This is a genomic window from Pyrinomonadaceae bacterium (assembly GCA_036277115.1).
Classification (GTDB): domain Bacteria; phylum Acidobacteriota; class Blastocatellia; order Pyrinomonadales; family Pyrinomonadaceae; genus UBA11740.
This window is the reverse complement of the sequence record DASUNM010000023.1, coordinates 465,825-484,148: the sequence shown is the minus strand read 5'-3', so window position 1 is coordinate 484,148 and position 18,324 is coordinate 465,825. Positions and strand designations below refer to the sequence as shown.

The following is an 18,324-nucleotide window of genomic DNA, read 5'->3' as shown; positions in this document are numbered from 1 at the left end:
AATAATATCTGAGTCTTTAGCTGTCAAGTCTGCCCAAGCCGCAATTTCCCCTCTGTTTGAATAGACAATCGTGTGCTCACAAGAAGGGGTTGAGTTTACCGGAGGCCGAAAAAGCGTTTGATCGAATGGAGGAGGCCGGCAGATTCGGCTTGAGCCGCGGCGCTGGCCTGTTGGGAACTGGCTTCCAACCCCGCCCTGCGTTCAGCGATAGTCCAGCTAATGGACTCAGCCAAATCTGGGTTTGTTTCAAAGAGATGCTTCATAGCGTCGTGACCGATTTCGAGCACTTCGGTTTCTTCAAGCGCGACGACGTTAGCGGTTCTCGGCTCCCCCGTGAAAAGCGCCATTTCGCCGAAGAATGCACCTTCGCTCAGGACGGCCACCGGCCTCTGCTTACCGCCATCGGAAATCTGCACCTGCACCCGGCCGCTATGAACCACGAACATCGACGAGCCCTGGTCTCCGGCGCGAATGACGAGTTCGCCCTGGGCAAAGACGTGGCGCATAGCTCCGCCGGCAAGTTTCGCAGTCTCTTCACTTGAGAGCGGCGCGAAGATATCGACGGCTGAGAGTCTCTCGATAACTTCTTTCTGCGGTCCGGTCGCCAGCGGCGTCGGACCTCGTCTTTCGACGTGCAGCGTGCGGGTGGGGAAGGCAAAGGTTATGTTCGCGCGACGCAGTGCGTACCAGATCAATTGCCGGACAAGTGCGTCCGTGTCGTTATACTTCGCGTAATCTTCCAGCCAGTATTTGACTTCGTAGTCGATGCCGTTGTCTCCGAGGTTTCTTATTCTGACGATCGGAGTGATTCTTACAGAAACATTTTCGGCTTCACGGATCGCTTCGCGCACAATGTGAATTGTCTTGGCGGGCGAATCCGTGTACAGCGTATTGAAGAACACTAGTCGCGCGTTCAGGTTTTCACGTGGGCAGACTTCGATCGACTCTTTGGCCGCGCTGCTATTGCTCACCAGGACAATATGATTCTGGAACGTTCGAATCTTTATAGCGCGCCAGGTGATGCCTTCTACTACGCCGGTCAGCTGTTGCTGGCCCAGCACAACTACATCACCCACTTGAAAAGGACGATCAGCATGAAGTGAGATGCCGGCGAAAAAGTTCCCGAGCGTGTCCTGTAAAGCGAGACCAATGATGACGCCGAAGATCGCCGAGGTCGTGAAGAGCGCTCCCAGGTTAACTTCCTGGTACAACTTGCTGAAAATGACGACGAAGAGAATGACGAAGGCGACGAGGGTGAAGATATTACGAACTAGAGTCGGCGCCTCATAACCCTGCCGCAGGCGGAAAGCGAAATCGAACAGCAGCGCATTAATAACGCGAATACTTGCGTAGCCGAGGCCGGAGAGCAGCACCAGCCAGGGAATCCTCCACCAACCCTCAAAGGCAGGCTGGCCCTCGATGTGGTTCCCGGAGAACTTCCAGAATAAGAACGTGGCGAGACCAAAAACTGCGGTCACAACCAGGTAAAGAAGGATGTCGCTCTTCTTTCGCGAAGTAGCCATTTAAGGTGTGCTAGTCGTAGCGAATCTGCGATGGAGCGTGTGTACTTTTACCATCAAATCAATGAGTTGGCGAGAGGATAAGTCTCATGTTCCGGCTGTTTTCAGGTTAACCAGCGGAAGATTGTGATGCCAATCAGAAGTAACGACGAGGCCGAAACGATCAGAGCGGTGGCCCAAGCGCCGACGTTGTACAGCGGACGGTTAACATAGCTTCCCATCAATTCGCGGTCGTTGACCAGGCGCAGGAGGGCGAAAAGGATCACCGGCAGCAGCACGCCATTGATAACCTGGGTCACCAGGAGCACGGAAATGATGGGCAAGCCCGGCATCATCGCGATGAGCGCACCTAGAGCTACCAGAAAGGTGAACACACCGAGGAAGATCGGCGCTTCCCGGAAACTGTTCGAGAGACCTTTCTCAAACCCAAACGCTTCGGTGATCGAGTAAGCGGTGGCCAAAGGAACAACTCCGGCTGCCAGCATTGACGCCCCGAACAATCCAATTCCAAACAGGAGTTCGGCGTAGGCACCCGCGAATGGTCGTAACGCGCGTGCGGCTTGGGCGGCGGAATCAACATGTTCACCGCGGACGTGCAGCGTTGCCGCAGTCGAAACCACGATGAAAAAGACGATCAGAATCGCGAAAATCGTTCCGCCCCAGACGTCAGCTTTCGTCAACGCATAGTTCTCTGGCCGCACGCGTTTCTCTACGACTGAGGATTGAATGAAAACCTGCATGTAGGGCGAAATCGTGGTGCCGATGATCGCGACCAGCGTGAACAAATAGAGCGGCGTAACCTCAATTGACGGACGAACCATTTCGCGCGCGACAGTCCCCCACGACGGACGCGCGAGAAAGGCCGACACGACGTACCCGAGGAAAACAAGCGTCATCGCGAGAAAGACTCGCTCAACACGCTGATAGTTTCCGCGCACCACCAGCCACCAAATCACTATTGCAGCAATCGGAACCGAGATGTATCGCGCCACGCCAAACAGTTCCATCGCCGCTGCGATGCCAACGAACTCGGAAACGGTAACGCCGCCGTTTGCGATCAAGAGCGCGAGCATCACCAACGCCGTCCAGCGCACGCCAAAGCGCTCGCGGATCAAATCAGCGAGACCTTTTCCGGTCACCGCGCCCATGCGCGCGCACATTTCCTGAACCATTCCCAGACTGATGGTCAGCGGAATGAGTAGCCAGAGAAGCTTGTAACCGTGATCGGCGCCGACTGACGCAAAGGTCGCAATGCCGCCAGCATCATTGCCGGCGTTCGCGGTGATGAGCCCTGGGCCGAGAACCGAGAGATAGAGAAATAGCCGTGGCCGGCGTGCTACCGTGCGCCGCACACCTTGAGCGCCACGCCGCAGGATGCCGCGACCTGCAGCTCGGACGTTGGTTGGTAGTTCTGGCACTCGGAGGGTCCTCAGTCATTTGGTTGATTTCTGCTAGCAAGGTTTCAACTGTTCATCCACCCGCCACCTGCACCCCGCGCGGATGCCCGCGTGGGGACCGCGCTAACGCAAGTGGTTCTGACTAGCCAAGCAATCGCGGCACGCGTTCGCGCCAGTCACGCGGCAGGAGATGCTCAATCGCGTCATCGACGGTAACAATGCCGAGTATGTCACCGGTTTCGTCCAGCACCGGCAGCGCCAGCAGGTTGTATTCGGCAATTTTGTGCGCGACCTCATCAGCGTTGTCATCAGGATGCGCCACCTGCAAATCTGTTCTCATCACTTGCTCGAGCGGCGCTGACGTTCTCGCCAGTATCAAACTTCGCAGCGCGATTACACCGACCAATTTCCATGACTCTTCGTGCTCGACGACGTACAGGTAATAGATCATGTTTGGCGTTTCAGCCATTTCGCGCAGGCGCGCGAGCGCTTCGCCGACCGTCAAGGCGCGCGGCAAAGTGACGAACTCAGTCGTCATCAATCCGCCGGCCGTGTCGTCTTCGTAAGGCAACAGTTCAGCGACCTCGGACTGTTCTTCGTCGTCCATGCGGTGCAGAAGATCTTCCGCTTTGGCTTCCGGCAAATCGCCCAAAACGTCCGCCGCTTCGTCGGGCGACATGTGTTCAAGAATGTCCGCCGCGCGCTCTTCATCCATGTCGCCGATGATCTGAGCCTGACGCTCGGCTGCCATTTCTTCGAGGGTCTCAGCGGCCGTTTCGTCATCGAGCGATTCGACGATTTCCGCGCCTTGTTGATACGAGAAGGCAGCCGCCAGGCGCGCAATTTCAACCGGATGCAGGCGCGTTAATTTGCCGCGCGAAGATTTCAACTGAACAGTTGCGGCGTCCGTGGCGAGATAGCCAACGTCGGCCCAGTCGATGACTTCAACCGGATTTCCGCGGCGCATGAATGAAGGAGCGAGCCGCCGCCAGAGTCCGGCGAGGCTTACGTCCGCGCCCGTTACGCGCCACTCGTTCGCAGCGGGAATGATTTGCACGTCGTTAACGCGCACGACTCGTTTGCCGTCCACATCGATCAATTGTTTGTCTAACACATCGCGTGCGAGCAGCACTTCGCCCTCGCGTCGCATGAACGGTCGCAGATCGAGAATGTCTGAATCGAGCTTTACGCCATGCTCGCCGAAGTCCGAAATCCGCCAACGCGAGAGAAAGAAGTCGCGCCGGCGATAGCGCGCGACAAAGCCTGCAACCGGCGGATGGTCGTCCTGGCCCAGACGCACGATTACGTCCTTGAGCGTGGCGACACGCTCGCCTTCGAGATCGATGATAGGTCGACCCAGGACTTGCGACAGATAGAGCATTGATTGGTTCACGCTGCCGCGTGACGCGTGATGATAACACGCAGCGGTACCATAGACTTCAGTCTGGAGAATGCGTTATTGCAGAGGTGGCTTGCGGAAGTTGTAACGCAACAGCACGCGCATTGGAATCGCGACACCGTCACGCATCGCCGGAAAAAAATCTAACTGCTTGACCGTGTTGATTACCGACTCGTCCAATCCATAACCTGCCCAACGCGCGATCTCGATCTGGCCCACCTTGCCGTGGGCGTCGATGTCCACAAGCACATCGACCGTAGCTTCGACCCGATCGTGTGCGGCCGCGTCGGGATAGGGAGGTTTGGGCCGGCGAAATGGACGCGGCGCGCGGACGCCATTGGGGGTTTCAGCATCCGGCATCAAGTCGATAACGGGAGCGCTCCGGTCGAAGGCTGTCGCGCGGAAATTGCGTTCTTCCTCAGCAATTCGGTGAATTGTGCTCTGATATCGCCCCAGCGTAGTAGCCGCAGATAGCGCGTTCAGCAGTGTCCGCTCGGCTTCATTTGCAATGGGCCGGCGAAATTCCTGGCGTTCCCAGAAGACCAGTTTGCCGGTGCGTGCGCTGACCAAAAACAGCGAAGCGTACGACTCAAAGTAGACAGGAGAAGTCGAAGGCGATCGCCGCAGAGTTTGCGCGTCGCCGGTGATGAAGTAGTCGCAACCAATGGCCGAGGCCAGGTTGCGCGCATCTTCAAGAGTCAGGTTCAAAGAGCCCTGGTAGCCGACACCGATCGCCGCGGCTCTCGCCCGATCACTGTCGATGATCCGAAATTGGTTTGCGCGGAATGATTCACTGATCTGCTCGGTTACTTTTCTCGCCGTTTGACTGTCGCCGAAACCAATAACGGCGATCTCGATCGGGCGCGCGTTGACTTGCGCGTTGATGGCCGGACAGATCGAGCAGGCGAGAAACGTAGCGACGGCGAGATGTTTCCAGGTGGGACTATTAATTCTTTTGCTTCGCATCGATCGCTGCCGTTCCGTGATACAGCCGGTAAACTTCGTCTTTTACTTCCGAGGGGAAACAGACGCGATGCAGTTCGTACCCGCGGCGAAGTCCGCGCACTGCCTCGCTGATTTCGCTGATCTCGCGAATCTTGGGATGAGCGTAACCATCTTCAACGTAAATCCGCGCGCGCTCTTCAGCGCCTTCGCCCGTGTAGTAGCCGTAGTAAGGCACGTCAGTCGCACGGTCTTCGATGAAGTAGTAATCCGCGGCGAACCCTGCGCGCACCACCACGTCGCGCGCCGCTTCGATGAAACCCGAGCGTTCATCTTCAGGCATGTCGAGATCGATCGCTTTGAAAAGCTTCCGTTCGACAAATCTGCGGCTTAGGTCGCTGAGCACGGGATCAGCTTCGCGTTGCCATTGCTTGAGATGAAAGATGACGTCTGAGTCATCAATTTGCAGGTATTCACCGATCGTCAGAGGCTGGCGTTGAAGTACTTTCGCAAAGGAGGCTTCGGGTGCGCACCAGACGGGTGCGCCATCGGCGACAAGTTCCAGGGCCCGGCGCAGCGCGGATCTCAACACGGCTTCCGCGGAACGCAGTGTGCGATGAAAGTACACCTGGCGAAACATGTAATAGCGCGCCTGCAAATATTCCTCGACTGCGTAAACACCGCGCGCGGCAACGTAGACACGATCACCTGGCCCATCGATCTGCAGCGCATTGATAATCCATTCAAGATCGTAGAGACCGTACTTGGCCCCGGTCATCAGCGAATCGCGCAACAGATAGTCCATCCGATCGACGTCCAGCTGCGACGAGACAAGTTGCGCTAAAGCAGCCGGCTTGAAGTCTCCCCTCACGACCGAAGCGACGCGTTGCGGCAGTTCCGCTGAATGGGAACTCAAAGTCTGATTGACTACTGTTTCTTCCGAAGTGATCGCCGCGATCGTCAGATCCTCATGATGGATGCCCAACGTCTTTTCCATCGCGTGCGAGAAGGGCGCGTGCCCGACATCATGAAGCAGAGCGGCGGCGCGCACCGCGAGTCGATCCTCTGCCGCGATCGGATAACTCTCGCCCAGGCGATCGAGAATCCGCGTCATCAAGTGCAGCGCTCCAAGGCTGTGAGTGAACCGCGAGTGTTCGGCCCCCTGGTACGTGTACAGTCCGAGACCCAGTTGCTTGATGCGGCGCAGCCTTTGAAACTCAGGCGCGTCGATCAAACGGATCATCAGATGACCCTCTAACGTGTCGGCACGCAGAGGTATGATGTTGTGAACCGGATCGCGATAGATTCTCTGGGACAAGGGTTCGCCAAGGGACTCAGGGATGGGGCAGTCTACCACACGCCCGTCATGCCGGAATTCCCGGCCCTCCCCACGGCGGGAAGCGCCGTCCCCGCAGTTTTCCCGAATTTCGGACTAAAACCGAAATTTCGGATTTACAAGGCTTGTAAATTCACGCAAATCAGCGATTTTTACAGGCTGTTCCGGGCCTTGGCGTATGGCATCGTCATTGCTTAAAAGGCTGCGGAATCTATCCTTTTGCGGAAAGTCCGGATGCAGATTATTTCAGTTCCAACGTTAAAACGCCGAGACCCCGCCAGAACCACAGGAATTATTAGGCTGACCCATTCGAAAGAGGTTGGCCAGTGCATTTGAATTCAGTTAACTAGAAGTCCCGATTAATCGGGACACTCAAGAAAGGAAACAAACGATGAGAAAAGTTTTAATGTTCGTTTTTGCGATGTGCCTGTCGCTGTTTGCAGTCGGCGCCATGGCACAGACACAAACGACAGGTTCGATCGAAGGCACCGTCACCGACCCTCAGGGTAATGCAGTGCCGGGCGTTACGGTGAACGTGACGAGCCCGAACCTGATCAACGCGCAGTCGGCCGTGTCAGATGACAACGGCAGCTTTCGCGTTCTCAACCTGCCGCCTGGAAAATACGAGGTGAAGGTTGACGCAAACGCTGCGGGCAAAGGCTTCGCGGAATTTAGTAAGGGCGACGTGGAGGTCAACCTCGGCAGGACTGCCACGGCTGACGTTCAACTCCAGCTCGCCGGCGTGAGCGGTACGGTTACCGTAACCGACACATCGGGCGCGGCGGTCGATACCTCCAACAATACTACCGGCACAAACGTTTCGAGCGATCAGTTCTCGAACTTCCCGACTCAACGCACCGTCCAGTCGCTTTACACGATTGCACCGAGCGTTTCACGTTCGGGTCTTCGTGACGCCTCGGGACGTGACCGTGATCCTTCGGTTGCCGGTTCCTCCGGCCCTGAGAACAACTACATTCTCGACGGCGTGACGACCACCGACCCCGCGTTCGGCGGATCGGGCGCGAACCTTCCCTTCGAGTTCGTGCAGGAAGTCGAAATCAAGACCGGTGCCTACGGCGCTGAGTATGGACACTCTACCGGCGGTATCTTTAACGTCATCACCAAGAGTGGTGGCAACCGATTCACCGGCGACGCGTTCGCTTATTTCACGACCAAAGGTCTGGTGCGCGAAACTGCGAACTTCCCGTTCACCGGCGCGGCGCCGAACGGGTTCTCCGAAATTGACGCCGGCTTTGACATCGGCGGCCCGATTATCAAAGACAAGCTGTGGTTCTTCGGAGCGTTCAACCCGCAACAGCGCAAGAACTTTTTCCTGGGCCAAACGTTGTTCGTCGAAGACAGCAACAAGATCACTACGCCGTTCTATTCCGGCAAGCTGACCTGGGCCATCAATCAGTCGAACGTGTTCACTTTTTCGACGTTTGCTGACCACACAAAGGCCGAGGGCTTCGTGTTCGGTTTGAGCGGTTTTGGTGCTAACCCACAAAGTTTCCGCGGCACCGTTGAAACCGGTGGCTCGAACTACGCATTCCGCCTGAACTCAAACATCACGCCGACGTGGATTGGCGAGTTCTCGTTTGGACTGCACCTCCAGCGCGCCAACACGCTGCCGGAGTTCGACGAAACGGCGACCACTGACCGTTTTTCAGTTTTGCGCAATGGAGCAGTGTTGCCGGTAACGGAAACGACTGTGGTGACGGCGGGCGGCCTGCGCCAGGCATATGTCGAAGGAAGCGGTGGTACGGTCCAGCGCAACTTCGTTCGTACTGGCTTCGGTACCGGCGGTCTCGAGTCTCAGCAGGATCGCAACCGTTGGGAAGCGGCAGCGAGATTCACGAACATCTATGGACGCCATACGATCAAGTACGGATTTGAATACACCCGTAACCAATATGGCATTCACACGAACCAGACCGGAGCAGACCGGCTCTTCACCGGTGCGAACGCGGCGGGCATTCCTGCCCTTCCGTACCGCGTTGAGAACCGCTTCGCGATTTGCGCCCGCACCTCGACAACGACAATTACCTGTCCGAGTCAGTCGCGCGTGGACAACTTCAACCAGATCATTGCAGCCGGTCAGGGACCTGCTGGTGTGACTTCCGCCGTGCTTGGCGCGGTGTCGGCCACTCCGGTGAATCCCGTTCTGTTGCTCGATGTGGTGCGCGCCCGCAGCTTTGGTCTCAACACCCTGGGCGAGAAAATCAAGACCGATACTCAGGGCTTCTACATTCAGGATGACTTCAAGATCAGCCCGAATGTGCAGTTCAACTTTGGTCTGCGTTGGGACATGCAGCAAGCCTATTCAATTGGCGATGCTGACTACATCAAGCTGAACAACTTCAAGGACACCCTGCAGCCACGTGTGGGTCTGATCTGGGATTTCACTGGCAAGGGCAAAGGCAAGCTGTTCATCAACTACGCTCGCTTCGTTGAGTCACCGATTCCGCTCGATATCAATGTGCGTGCGTCAGGTGGCGACATTCAGAGTGACTATAACCTGAACGCCAGTCGTCTTAACGCCCCGGCCGGTTCAACCGTGCTGGCGTTTCTCGGCAACCTCGGCAACCACCCGACACCGGCAGATTTCGACCTGAAGCCGCAGTCGGTTCATGAAGTGGCCGGCGGTATCGAGTTCGAAGTTGCTCGTGACTTCGCGATCGGCGCCCGTGGTATTTACCGCGCGCAGGGATCGGTCATCGAGGACGGCTCATTTGACGATGGTACGAACTACTTCATCTTCAACCCCGGCGAAAGCCTGACCGACCGCCTGGCCGTTGATCTTGGCTTCGGCTCGTTCGGCCGCGCCCGCCGGTACTATCGCGCACTCGAGTTCAGTGCTAACAAGCGTTTCTCGAACAATTATCAGTTCATCGCTTCTTACACCTACTCGAGCCTGATCGGTAACTACGAAGGTCTGTTCCGTAACGACAACGGCCAGGCTGACCCGAACATCACTTCGTTGTTCGACCTGGTCAGCTTGCTGAATGGTCTGTACGGACGTCTTCCGAATGACCGGCCGCACCAGTTCAAACTGGATGGCAGCTGGCGCGCGCCTTTCAAGACGATGTTTAGTGCATCGTTCCGTGCGCAGTCGGGTATTCCGTTCAACGCGTTGGTTCCGCACCCGCTCTATGGCGACAACGAAGGCTTCTGCATTCCGGGCCTCTCGTGCGTGCCGCGCGGTACGGCCATCGTTCCGGACAACTCAGCGCTGCCAGCCGGCAATGCGGGCAAAGACAGCGCAATCGGCTCGAACCGCACGCCGTTTACGACCAACCTGGATATCGGCGTCTATCACCCGATTCAGTTCGGCGAAAATCGCCAGTTGCGCTTGCAGCTTGATTGGTTCAACGTCTTCAATACTCAAAAGGCTATCCGCCTGGACGAGACGTTCCTGATCAACAGTGGCGCTCCGGGCATCGCGCCGGTTCCGAATCCGTTCTTTGGTACGGGCACGATCTTCCAGTTCCCGTCGAACTTGCGTCTCGGCGTTAAGTTCAGTTTCTAAGAACGTTCACTTTCACGCGCCGGGAGTTCTTCGGACTTCCGGCGCGCGACAAGTTTTTCCGGGAGAGGCGCGCCAGTCGTGCTTCTCCCGTCTTTATTTTCGGTTCCCGTTTCCACCCTGACGCAAGATCCTGCCTGATACTTGACCGCGGTCGCCTTTAAGGAGGTGCGGACATGTTTTCGCCAACGAACTGGATTCACGCATGCAGTTTTCGCATCGTGCGCCTTAGCATGGGCGGCGCGTTGTTTTTGATGGGCTTCGTGTCTGTCTGCGCCCAGAGCGGCGGAGGCACCGAAACAGTCGGCACGAACGGCCGTCATACCATTCAGGGACGAATCTATTATCCGTCGGGACGCTCGGCAGATTCCCGCCCGAGGGTTCGGCTTGAAAACATGAATGCCGGCGACCTGACCATTCTCGCCGATACCAAGGGCGAGTTTTCCTTTGGCGGACTTTCGCCCGGTAACTATACCGTCATCGTTGAGGGCAACAACGAATTCGAGACTTACCGCGAGAGTGTCTACATCGACAGCGAAGCGCGCACCCGCCGCATGGTTATGCCGACGGTGCCGCGCGTCTACACCGTTACGATCCATCTGCAACCAAAGTCTCTAAATGCCACGCGCAGGGCGGGCGTCCTCGATGCGAGCATGGCGGTGGTGCCTTCTCAGGCGAAGGCACTTTACGAGCGCGCGCTGGAGGCGGTCCGAAAAGGCGACAGTCAACGCGCGATCGACCTGCTGACTACGGCAGTCGGCCAGCATCCACACTTCCCGCAGGCGCTGAATGAATTGGGCGTCCAGTACTTGAGAGTGGGCAAGCCGGACCGCGCCGTGGAAGCACTGCGGATGGCGGTGGCCCTGACTCCCAACAACTTCACGCCGCTGCTGAACTACGGCATTGCGCTGCTCAACAAACAGGATTTTCAGGAAGCCGTGACGCAGTTGCGCGCGGCGCTGCGTCAGAAGGAATCGTCGCCCACGGCCCACATGTATCTGGGAATCGCATTGGTTAATATGCACAGCTATGAGGAGGCCGAAAAAGAAATGCTGCGTGCCATTGCGGTAGGCGGGCAAAATCTTGGGCTCGTGCATTACTATCTGGGCGGGATTTACTGGCGAAAGCAGGATTACAAACGCGCGGCGGACGCGCTGGAAAAGTATTTGCAAATTGAACCGAAGGCGCCGGATGCTGCCCGCGTGGCGGCCACTATCCGCGAACTGCGCAGCAAGCCCGGGCGGGCCGCGGGTTGATTGCGGCAGTCCGTCAAACTACCCCATTAATTTTCGCCGTTGGCTGGGTGCTGCTAGAATACGTCCGGTTCTCCTCAGATACGTCCCCGACAATTTCGCGAGGTAATAAAGGAGTTTCTGGAAATGCGTTTCCCTCTATCCGTCGTTCGTGCGAATTTTCATAAGCCTCTACTTTGCATCCTGATTTTACTCAACGTCTGCATCGCGGTGCGGGCACAAGTACCCGGCGGCGTCGGCAGCACGCGCGGACTGCCCGAGAGTTCCGGAAGTAGTGTGATTCAGGGCCGCGTCTATTTTACTGAAGGGCGTCCGGCTGACCAGCGTTTTCGAGTTACTCTGGAAGGCAATGAAGATAGGAAAACAACCCAAACCGATCAGGATGGAGTATTCCGTTTCACGGGACTGAAATCCGGTTCCTATACGGTCATTGTTGAGGGTGGCAAGGATTACGAGAATGCGCGCGAGGCCGTGTTCTTCGAAGGTGGTATGCGGAACACCACCGTCCCCATCCATCTCAAGAGCAAAGCCGACACCGCGGCACTGGCGAGAATTCCATCGCCTGCACGTGACGCCTACACCAAAGGCATGGATGCCGTGGCTAAAGGGGACGGCAAGAAAGCCGTTGAGTTTTTATCAAATGCGGTGAAGCTTTATCCGGATTTTCCCCAGGCACTGACGGAACTTGGACGGCAGTATTTGCTGCTTAACCAGATGCAGCGCGCGGCCGAAACGTACAGTGCCCTGGTCAAGCTGAAGAAAGAAGATGCTTCAGCGCATCTGAATCTGGGAATTGCGCTCTACAACATTAGCCTGGCGTTGCAGGGTGAAAAGAAAACCGACGAGGCGAATCTGCGACTCGCCGAAGCCGAATCTGCCCTGCGTCAATCGCTCGTGCTGAAAATGCCGGGCCCGAATCCTCATTACTATCTCGGGCTGACGCTGATAAGGATCCGGAAGTACGACGAAGCGCAGAAAGAGATGGAGTTGACGCTTGCCAACGGTGGCGAGTCCCTGCCGCTCGCGCACAAATATCTCGGCGGGCTTTACATCAGCGCCAAGCGTAACAAGGACGCCGCGGATCACCTGGAAAAATATCTGCAGCTTGAGCCGAAGGCGAAAGACGCCGACCAAATCAAGAACACCATTAAAGACCTTCGCACCAAAAGTTAGAAGAACACTATGACTTTTCGAAAGATTTACCGCGCCGCTTTTGCTCTATCAGTTATGAGCGCAGCGGTCTTGTTTCCCATCGTTGGCCTCAATCAGTCAAAGCCGTCGAGTACGCAGTCGCCGTCTCAGGACGACGTCATCCGCGTCAACACTGAGTTGGTGCAGACAGACGTCACGGTGTTCGACAAGAAAGGGCGCTTCGTTGACGGGCTAACCGCGAGCGATTTCGAGCTAGTCATCGATGGGAAGCCGCAGGACATTTCCTTTTTTGAGCGAGTCGCTTTTTACAATACCGAGCGCGGCAGAGACGCAGATCCATCCATCGCTGATAATCCCGCCGCCATGTCCGCCCGCCAGCGCACGGTGATGTTTTTCGTGGATGACCTGCACCTGTCACCGACCAGCATTGTGCATACGCGCAAATCACTGCTGAATTTTGTGAACCAGGGCATGCTTCCCAGGGATCAGGTCGCGATTACGTCTTCGAGCGGCCAAATCGGTTTTTTGCAACAGTTCACTGACGACCGGACGGTCTTACAGGCGGCGGTAGCACGCCTGAACTATCGCGCCAACGCAAAGCTCGACATGGAAAAGCCTCCGATGTCCGAATTCCAGGCGTCGAAAATTCAAGAGGGCGACGAAAGCGCCATCAGTTATTACGTGGCCGAGATGTTGAAGCAAAACTGTATCAGAGATCCACAGGGTGGAGTCATCTGCTTTGTTGACGCCCAGGCTGCACGTAACCTGGTTATTCAACGCGCGCGCCAGATTACGATGAACACGGCGCCGGACACCAAGAATACCCTCATGATGCTCGAAGGGTTGATGCGCACAGCCGCGCAACTCCCGGGACGGAAATTGATGTTCCTGATTTCGGACGGCTTCTACCTGAACGATCCGCAGACGGGATCAAAAGATCGAATCAAGAAGATCACCGACGCGGCCGGACGGGCGGGCGTTGTGATTTACACGCTGGACGCTCGCGGGCTCGTCACGGAAGCGCTTGATGTATTGAATGATCGGCCCATCGATTCGGAAGGACTAACGATGGGCGCCACGATGGGCGACATCGCAGCCTCACAGGATGGATTAAACGCACTGGCCCGGGACACTGGCGGCGAGGCCTTCCGCAATACGAATCGCCCGATGGCTGAGTGGGTCAGGCAAGTGCTGGACGAGAATTCGACCTATTACATTCTTGCCTGGCGGCCGCTGACCGATGATCAAAAGGGACGCGGCTTCAAAGACGTCAAAATCCGGGTGAAAGGCCGGCCGGAACTCACCGCGCGCATGCGTCGTGGCTATTTCCGCACCACGCCATTGCCGATGCTTTCTGTGAAAGGAAAGGCCGACAAGGGCATCACTGAGCGCGAGAATGACATGCGCGTCGTGATTGACGCGCCGATCGAGCAGCGGGAACTAAAAGCGGCGTTGATGGTCAGCCTGGCGCCGATGCCGGGCGTGGGCACGCGAGTTCTCGCCACCGTTGAGATCGATCGCCGGGGGTTGGCGTTTGATTTGTTCGACGGCAAGCCGGCCGCTGACGTCGATATCGGCGGCATCTTTTATGACGATAAAGGAAAGCCCAAGAATAGCTTTGTCGGGCGTCTGCGCGTCTCAGCGGCAAGTGCGTCGGAGTTGCAGGAGCCTGCGGTCTATCGCTTTCAAGCGTGGCTGCCCGCGGGACTGTATCAGGTGCGGGTCGGTTTGCGAGATACGCGAAGTGGAAAGACTGGCAGCGCCGTGCAGTGGATAAAGGTCCCGGCGCTGTGAAGGACCTAGCGAGGTTTCAGCTCCAGCAGGTGGCCCATCTTCTCTTTCTTTGTTCTCAGATACGCCGTCGCGCGATCCGTCGCCGGGATTTCGATCGCTACGCGCTCAACAATCTCCATGCCGGCGTCCTCCAAAGCCTTCAGTTTCCCCGGATTGTTTGAAAGCACGCGCACTTTGCACAAGCCGAGATCGAACAAGACTTCGGCGCACTGACGATACTCGCGCGAATCGACGGCCAGACCGAGCCGCTCGTTAGCTTCCACGGTGTCGGCGCCTTTGTCCTGGAGTTCGTACGCGCGAATCTTGTTGATGATGCCGATGCCCCGGCCTTCCTGCTGCTGGTAAACGAGCGCGCCGCGCCCTTCTTCCTGGATCATTTGCAGGGTGGTGTGCAGTTGTGGCCCGCAATCGCATTTCGTCGATCCAAATACGTCGCCCGTCAGACACTGCGAGTGAATTCTCACCAGCGCCGGAACATCAGGCCGCAGCTCGCCTTTGAAGATGACGACATATTCTTCGCTGCTGGTTTTCGACCGATAGCCGGCGATGTTGAACTCGCCCCAATCAGTCGGGAGGTTCGCGACGGCGACGCGCTCGACTGACAGGTCCGGCGGAGCGTTCGGACAAACCAGCGGTTCAACTGCGACAGGGGTTACGTTGCATCCCATTGATAGCTTTGAGCCTCAGTGGCCCACCTCAGGTTGATCTCAAATCTCTGGCTTGAATTATAGTGTCGCCCGTTGCTGACCGACAAGGCGGGATTTTCCTCAGCATTTAGTGCAAATCAAACTATTGCTGCGCGACGAACCGGCGCGATAAGATACCTGAGGCGCGTATGAAGCCTAAGAACGCGGCCCGACTGAGCCGCCCACCGATGGAAACCAATAGCGAACCCAATTCCGGACTTACCGAATTGAGCACCACGCAAAGCGGCAAGCTTGGCGACTCGCACGCCAACCGCCGGCCCGCGCTGGTGTTCATGCGGGGCGAGTTACTGGCGGTGCCGATTCCGTTGGAGCGAACCGAAGTGACGCTGGGTCGCGCGCTCGACGCCGATGTGCGCATCAACGATTCTCAGGCTTCCCGGTTACACGCGCGCATCCGGACTGAACATGACGAGACGACCGGCCAGGCTCGCTATCGCTTGATTGATCTCGGATCGACGAACGGCACCTTGCTCAACGGCAAGCCGATTGAAGAAGCCTTTCTCGAAGACGGCGACAAATTCGTCATCGGCGATCACCTGATTCGATTTGAAATGCTCGACGAAATCGATCGAGAATTTCAGCAACAGATTCATCGCCTGCTGGTTCACGACGATCTAACCGGACTGCTCACCAGCAAATCATTCTTTTCTGAGTTGCGTCGCGAAGCTGCGCGCGCCGAAGCTGACAACAAACCGTTCTGCGTGCTGATGATGGATCTCGATCACTTCAAAGAAGTGAACGACACCTACGGCCATTTGGCCGGCAGCGAGACGCTGGAAGAAATGGGAACAGTGATCAAGAGCTCACTGCGCGCGGGGGATGTCGGAGCGCGGTTTGGGGGTGAAGAGTTCGCGGCTTTCCTGCTCGACGCTGATTACGCGCAGGGCATGGTCGCGGCTGAGCGCGTGCGCGAGGCCATCGAACAACACGAATTTCCCGCGGTCCGTCGCGGCAGCACCGAGGAACCGCGAACCCACCGGATGACGATCAGCATTGGGGTGGCGGCGTTCCCGAACGATGCCAGCGACCCAATCCAGTTGGTTGAAAAAGCAGATTCCGCCCTCTACCGTGCGAAACGAAGCGGCCGCAATCGCGTGTGCGCATACACGCCCGGCACCAAGCCCCCCAGGAAGTTAGTCCGCCCGCGACGCTGAATCGAGAATACTATTCGTATACAATGAGCGATTGTGACCCGAATCTTCTCAATCGCCTTTGCGCTGTCGGTGTTCACCGCGGCCCTGGCCGGCTGCCAGTCGTCGGATCCGCATGCTGCCAGTCCGCCCGGTTCGGCGACGCCGAGCCCGAGCAGCTCAGCGCCTACCGCGACCCCATCGCCAATCGCGCTAAAATCCAGAATCGATCCCTGCGCGTTGCTCACGAGCGATGAGCTGAAGGCCGTGCAAAGCGAGGCTTTGCAAACTACTTTTCCGTCCGAGCGTGAATATGGCGCGTATTTCATTGCGCAGTGCTACTACCAACTGCCGACAATCACGAATTCGGTGGTTCTCAACGTCACGACTCCAAAAGAACGCGGAAAGTCTGTGAAAGAGTTTTGGCGGAGCACGAACGCCGAGGCTGGGGACACAAAGAAACCCGAAGACAAGCAATTGCCCCCGGAAAAGATTTCCGGCGTTGGCGATGACGCCTATTGGGAGGCCAGCGGAATGGCCGGCGCCCTGTATGTGCTCAAGAAGGACGTGATCCTGCGCATCAGCGTGGGCGGCGCAAGTGACATTAAAACCAAGTTGGAGAAATCGAAGACGCTCGCGCAGAAAGCCCTCGCACGGTTTTAGGCTTTAGCACGCCGAAGGTGTGAAAGAAGGTATCCCGGGGTAAGCGCGAAGCGCGACAACCCTGGATTGCCAAGACCAAGTCTCAGCCCGCGAAGCGGGCGACACAATCGTGAAGGAGATCTACGTGCGCAAATCAAAACTCTTATTGCTGACCCTCGTTTTGGTCATTTCAATCCCGGTCGCTGCGCAGCAAGCCGAATCGCGCGTGGCTCTAAACCAACCAGCGACCGCTACGGACACTGGCGGCACTCCTGCGATTGAAGCAATCCTGACGACGCAGGTGCTCAACGGCGCAGATGACTCGCCGGTCACAAATATCAGACTGGTCGTAAAGAACGTTGGCGGCGTTTTCTACACTTACTTGACGGGGTGGGCGACGTTCTACGATTCGGCAGGCGTGCGCTGCGGCGAAGGGCTGTTCAAAGTTGATGCGTTGGCAGTGGGCGAATCGGCCGCGACAGACGCGCCTGGATTGCGTCTCCGTTGCTCACCTTCCACTTGGCGAATAGTGGCGACAAACCTGCTGACGCGAACCGGCGATATCGCGAAACCGGGCGAATCAACCTCATCAAGCGAAGGTGAAAGGCAGGCGCCGGCGAACTTCGTCATCAGCATCGATGGCGAAGAACATCCGATCCAGCTGAACAATCCAATCGTCTTGCAGATGGGCAATCGCGAACGGCGAATAGTGCTCAAACCGATTCCGTAACCCAGGATTGATGTTCGGAAGGGCGTGACTTCGGGCTTAATCAAAGCGCCCGGCACATCTCGTTGGGTGACCACGGTGTGGCCATCGCTCGTTGATAGGCCGCTTTTATTTCGTTGGCATTCCAATCCTTGCGCATCCAGCTTTTCCCATCGTCGAACTCTAACCGATTGATGATCACCTTTTCTTGAAGCGAAGTTGCCGAACTTGCAGCGCTTACCGTCTCTCCCGGGCCCGACATTTCAAAAGCCTGTAGCTCTTTGTCTTTGCCAGGTTTGATCTTGGCCCCGCAAAGAAACTGGCGCCGCGTGACGTTACCGGGATTGCTCCCATCGATGAATTGATATTCCCAGAAAACGACGTCCACCGTTTGCTTGCCGGTGTTATGGAGTTTGACGTAATAAGTAAAGCCGTCAATCGTTTTCTCTTTCTTCTGTGCCGATTGGGTGATCGCTTCCAATGCCTGCCCTCGGGCATCGAGCGTGTCCGCGTTTGGATCGCGCTTGCCGGCGGGATCGTTAGCGCGCGCATTGCGTTCAAGATTCTTGTCGCTTGAAGTTACCGCCCGTGATGGAACTGGCTTGTCAGAGCCCGACGCGCCAGCCTGTCGGCTCCTGGACCATTTGAAACTGAGCACCGCGATCGGGCTTCCGTCCGGCGGCGGCGTTGGCGGATTCTGAAACGGAAGAACCAGCATCGAGAGCAGTGGAAGCAGGCAAAGAGTTTTCATCAAATGCTCCTTTCAAATTGCGTTCACGCCCGAGGTTTCGCGCATTCTCCCTCTTTGCGGGTAACTTCA

General features: G+C 57.0%; 14 protein-coding genes. 7 read left to right on the top strand and 7 right to left on the bottom strand.

Annotated features, from left to right (window positions below):
* Positions 1-95: 95 nt before the first annotated feature.
* The 5 genes from VFX97_08985 to VFX97_08965 all read right to left on the bottom strand — a co-directional run bounded on the left by VFX97_08985 (position 96) and on the right by VFX97_08965 (position 6,576).
* Positions 96-1,523, bottom strand: coding sequence for a mechanosensitive ion channel family protein (locus tag VFX97_08985; protein HEX5703317.1), 1,428 nt, complete (start codon positions 1,521-1,523; stop codon positions 96-98).
* A 101-nt stretch (positions 1,524-1,624) separates the two neighbouring features.
* A complete protein-coding gene (locus tag VFX97_08980) occupies positions 1,625-2,938 on the bottom strand; it encodes an Nramp family divalent metal transporter (GenBank protein ID HEX5703316.1) in 1,314 nt (437 codons plus the stop codon).
* Between the two features lie 121 nt (positions 2,939-3,059).
* Positions 3,060-4,298 (bottom strand): CBS domain-containing protein, encoded by a 1,239-nt coding sequence (locus tag VFX97_08975; protein HEX5703315.1) that lies wholly within the window; start codon positions 4,296-4,298, stop codon positions 3,060-3,062.
* A 75-nt stretch (positions 4,299-4,373) separates the two neighbouring features.
* The gene (locus VFX97_08970; protein HEX5703314.1) at positions 4,374-5,282 is read right to left on the bottom strand and encodes an energy transducer TonB; all 909 of its coding nucleotides are present in this window, start codon (positions 5,280-5,282) and stop codon (positions 4,374-4,376) included.
* On the bottom strand, positions 5,263-6,576 hold the full coding sequence (locus VFX97_08965) for an HD domain-containing protein (protein ID HEX5703313.1): 1,314 nt from the start codon (positions 6,574-6,576) through the stop codon (positions 5,263-5,265). Before VFX97_08965 ends, VFX97_08970 begins: the two co-directional genes overlap by 20 nt.
* 409 nt (positions 6,577-6,985) lie before the next feature.
* Here VFX97_08965 and VFX97_08960 point away from each other — a divergent pair, with 409 nt between their 5' ends.
* The 4 genes from VFX97_08960 to VFX97_08945 all read left to right on the top strand — a co-directional run bounded on the left by VFX97_08960 (position 6,986) and on the right by VFX97_08945 (position 14,319).
* A complete protein-coding gene (locus VFX97_08960; GenBank protein HEX5703312.1) occupies positions 6,986-10,123 on the top strand; it encodes a TonB-dependent receptor in 3,138 nt (1,045 codons plus the stop codon).
* 173 nt (positions 10,124-10,296) lie between these two features.
* On the top strand, positions 10,297-11,376 hold the full coding sequence (locus VFX97_08955; protein ID HEX5703311.1) for a tetratricopeptide repeat protein: 1,080 nt from the start codon (positions 10,297-10,299) through the stop codon (positions 11,374-11,376).
* 123 nt (positions 11,377-11,499) lie between these two features.
* Positions 11,500-12,546 carry a tetratricopeptide repeat protein gene (locus tag VFX97_08950; protein ID HEX5703310.1) on the top strand — a complete coding sequence of 349 codons (1,047 nt, stop codon included), beginning with the start codon at positions 11,500-11,502 and terminating at the stop codon, positions 12,544-12,546.
* A 9-nt stretch (positions 12,547-12,555) separates the two neighbouring features.
* Positions 12,556-14,319 (top strand): VWA domain-containing protein, encoded by a 1,764-nt coding sequence (locus VFX97_08945; GenBank protein HEX5703309.1) that lies wholly within the window; start codon positions 12,556-12,558, stop codon positions 14,317-14,319.
* A 5-nt stretch (positions 14,320-14,324) separates the two neighbouring features.
* Here the strand turns inward: VFX97_08945 and ribA are convergent, their stop codons facing one another.
* Positions 14,325-14,987, bottom strand: a complete 663-nt coding sequence (gene ribA / locus VFX97_08940) for a GTP cyclohydrolase II (GenBank protein ID HEX5703308.1) — start codon at positions 14,985-14,987, stop codon at positions 14,325-14,327.
* 167 nt (positions 14,988-15,154) lie between these two features.
* Between ribA and VFX97_08935 the strand changes: the two genes are divergently transcribed.
* From VFX97_08935 to VFX97_08925, 3 genes are all read left to right on the top strand, one after another.
* Positions 15,155-16,180 carry a GGDEF domain-containing protein gene (locus VFX97_08935; protein HEX5703307.1) on the top strand — a complete coding sequence of 342 codons (1,026 nt, stop codon included), beginning with the start codon at positions 15,155-15,157 and terminating at the stop codon, positions 16,178-16,180.
* Positions 16,181-16,213: 33 nt separating this feature from the next.
* On the top strand, positions 16,214-16,819 hold the full coding sequence (locus VFX97_08930; protein ID HEX5703306.1) for a DUF3558 family protein: 606 nt from the start codon (positions 16,214-16,216) through the stop codon (positions 16,817-16,819).
* 124 nt (positions 16,820-16,943) lie between these two features.
* Positions 16,944-17,528 carry a hypothetical protein gene (locus VFX97_08925; protein ID HEX5703305.1) on the top strand — a complete coding sequence of 195 codons (585 nt, stop codon included), beginning with the start codon at positions 16,944-16,946 and terminating at the stop codon, positions 17,526-17,528.
* 40 nt (positions 17,529-17,568) lie between these two features.
* Here the strand turns inward: VFX97_08925 and VFX97_08920 are convergent, their stop codons facing one another.
* Positions 17,569-18,255, bottom strand: coding sequence for a hypothetical protein (locus VFX97_08920; protein HEX5703304.1), 687 nt, complete (start codon positions 18,253-18,255; stop codon positions 17,569-17,571).
* Positions 18,256-18,324: the final 69 nt, after the last annotated feature.

What these genes read in the sequence shown, in the direction of transcription:
- ribA (HEX5703308.1), bottom strand. Translation starts at nt 14,987, where the DNA reads ATGGGATGCAACGTAACCCCTGTCGCAGTTGAACCGCTGGTTTGTCCG.
- VFX97_08960 (HEX5703312.1), top strand. Translation starts at nt 6,986, where the DNA reads ATGAGAAAAGTTTTAATGTTCGTTTTTGCGATGTGCCTGTCGCTGTTT.
- VFX97_08945 (HEX5703309.1), top strand. Translation starts at nt 12,556, where the DNA reads ATGACTTTTCGAAAGATTTACCGCGCCGCTTTTGCTCTATCAGTTATG.
- VFX97_08985 (HEX5703317.1), bottom strand. Translation starts at nt 1,523, where the DNA reads ATGGCTACTTCGCGAAAGAAGAGCGACATCCTTCTTTACCTGGTTGTG.
- VFX97_08950 (HEX5703310.1), top strand. Translation starts at nt 11,500, where the DNA reads ATGCGTTTCCCTCTATCCGTCGTTCGTGCGAATTTTCATAAGCCTCTA.
- VFX97_08975 (HEX5703315.1), bottom strand. Translation starts at nt 4,298, where the DNA reads ATGCTCTATCTGTCGCAAGTCCTGGGTCGACCTATCATCGATCTCGAA.
- VFX97_08970 (HEX5703314.1), bottom strand. Translation starts at nt 5,282, where the DNA reads ATGCGAAGCAAAAGAATTAATAGTCCCACCTGGAAACATCTCGCCGTC.
- VFX97_08955 (HEX5703311.1), top strand. Translation starts at nt 10,297, where the DNA reads ATGTTTTCGCCAACGAACTGGATTCACGCATGCAGTTTTCGCATCGTG.
- VFX97_08935 (HEX5703307.1), top strand. Translation starts at nt 15,155, where the DNA reads ATGAAGCCTAAGAACGCGGCCCGACTGAGCCGCCCACCGATGGAAACC.
- VFX97_08920 (HEX5703304.1), bottom strand. Translation starts at nt 18,255, where the DNA reads ATGAAAACTCTTTGCCTGCTTCCACTGCTCTCGATGCTGGTTCTTCCG.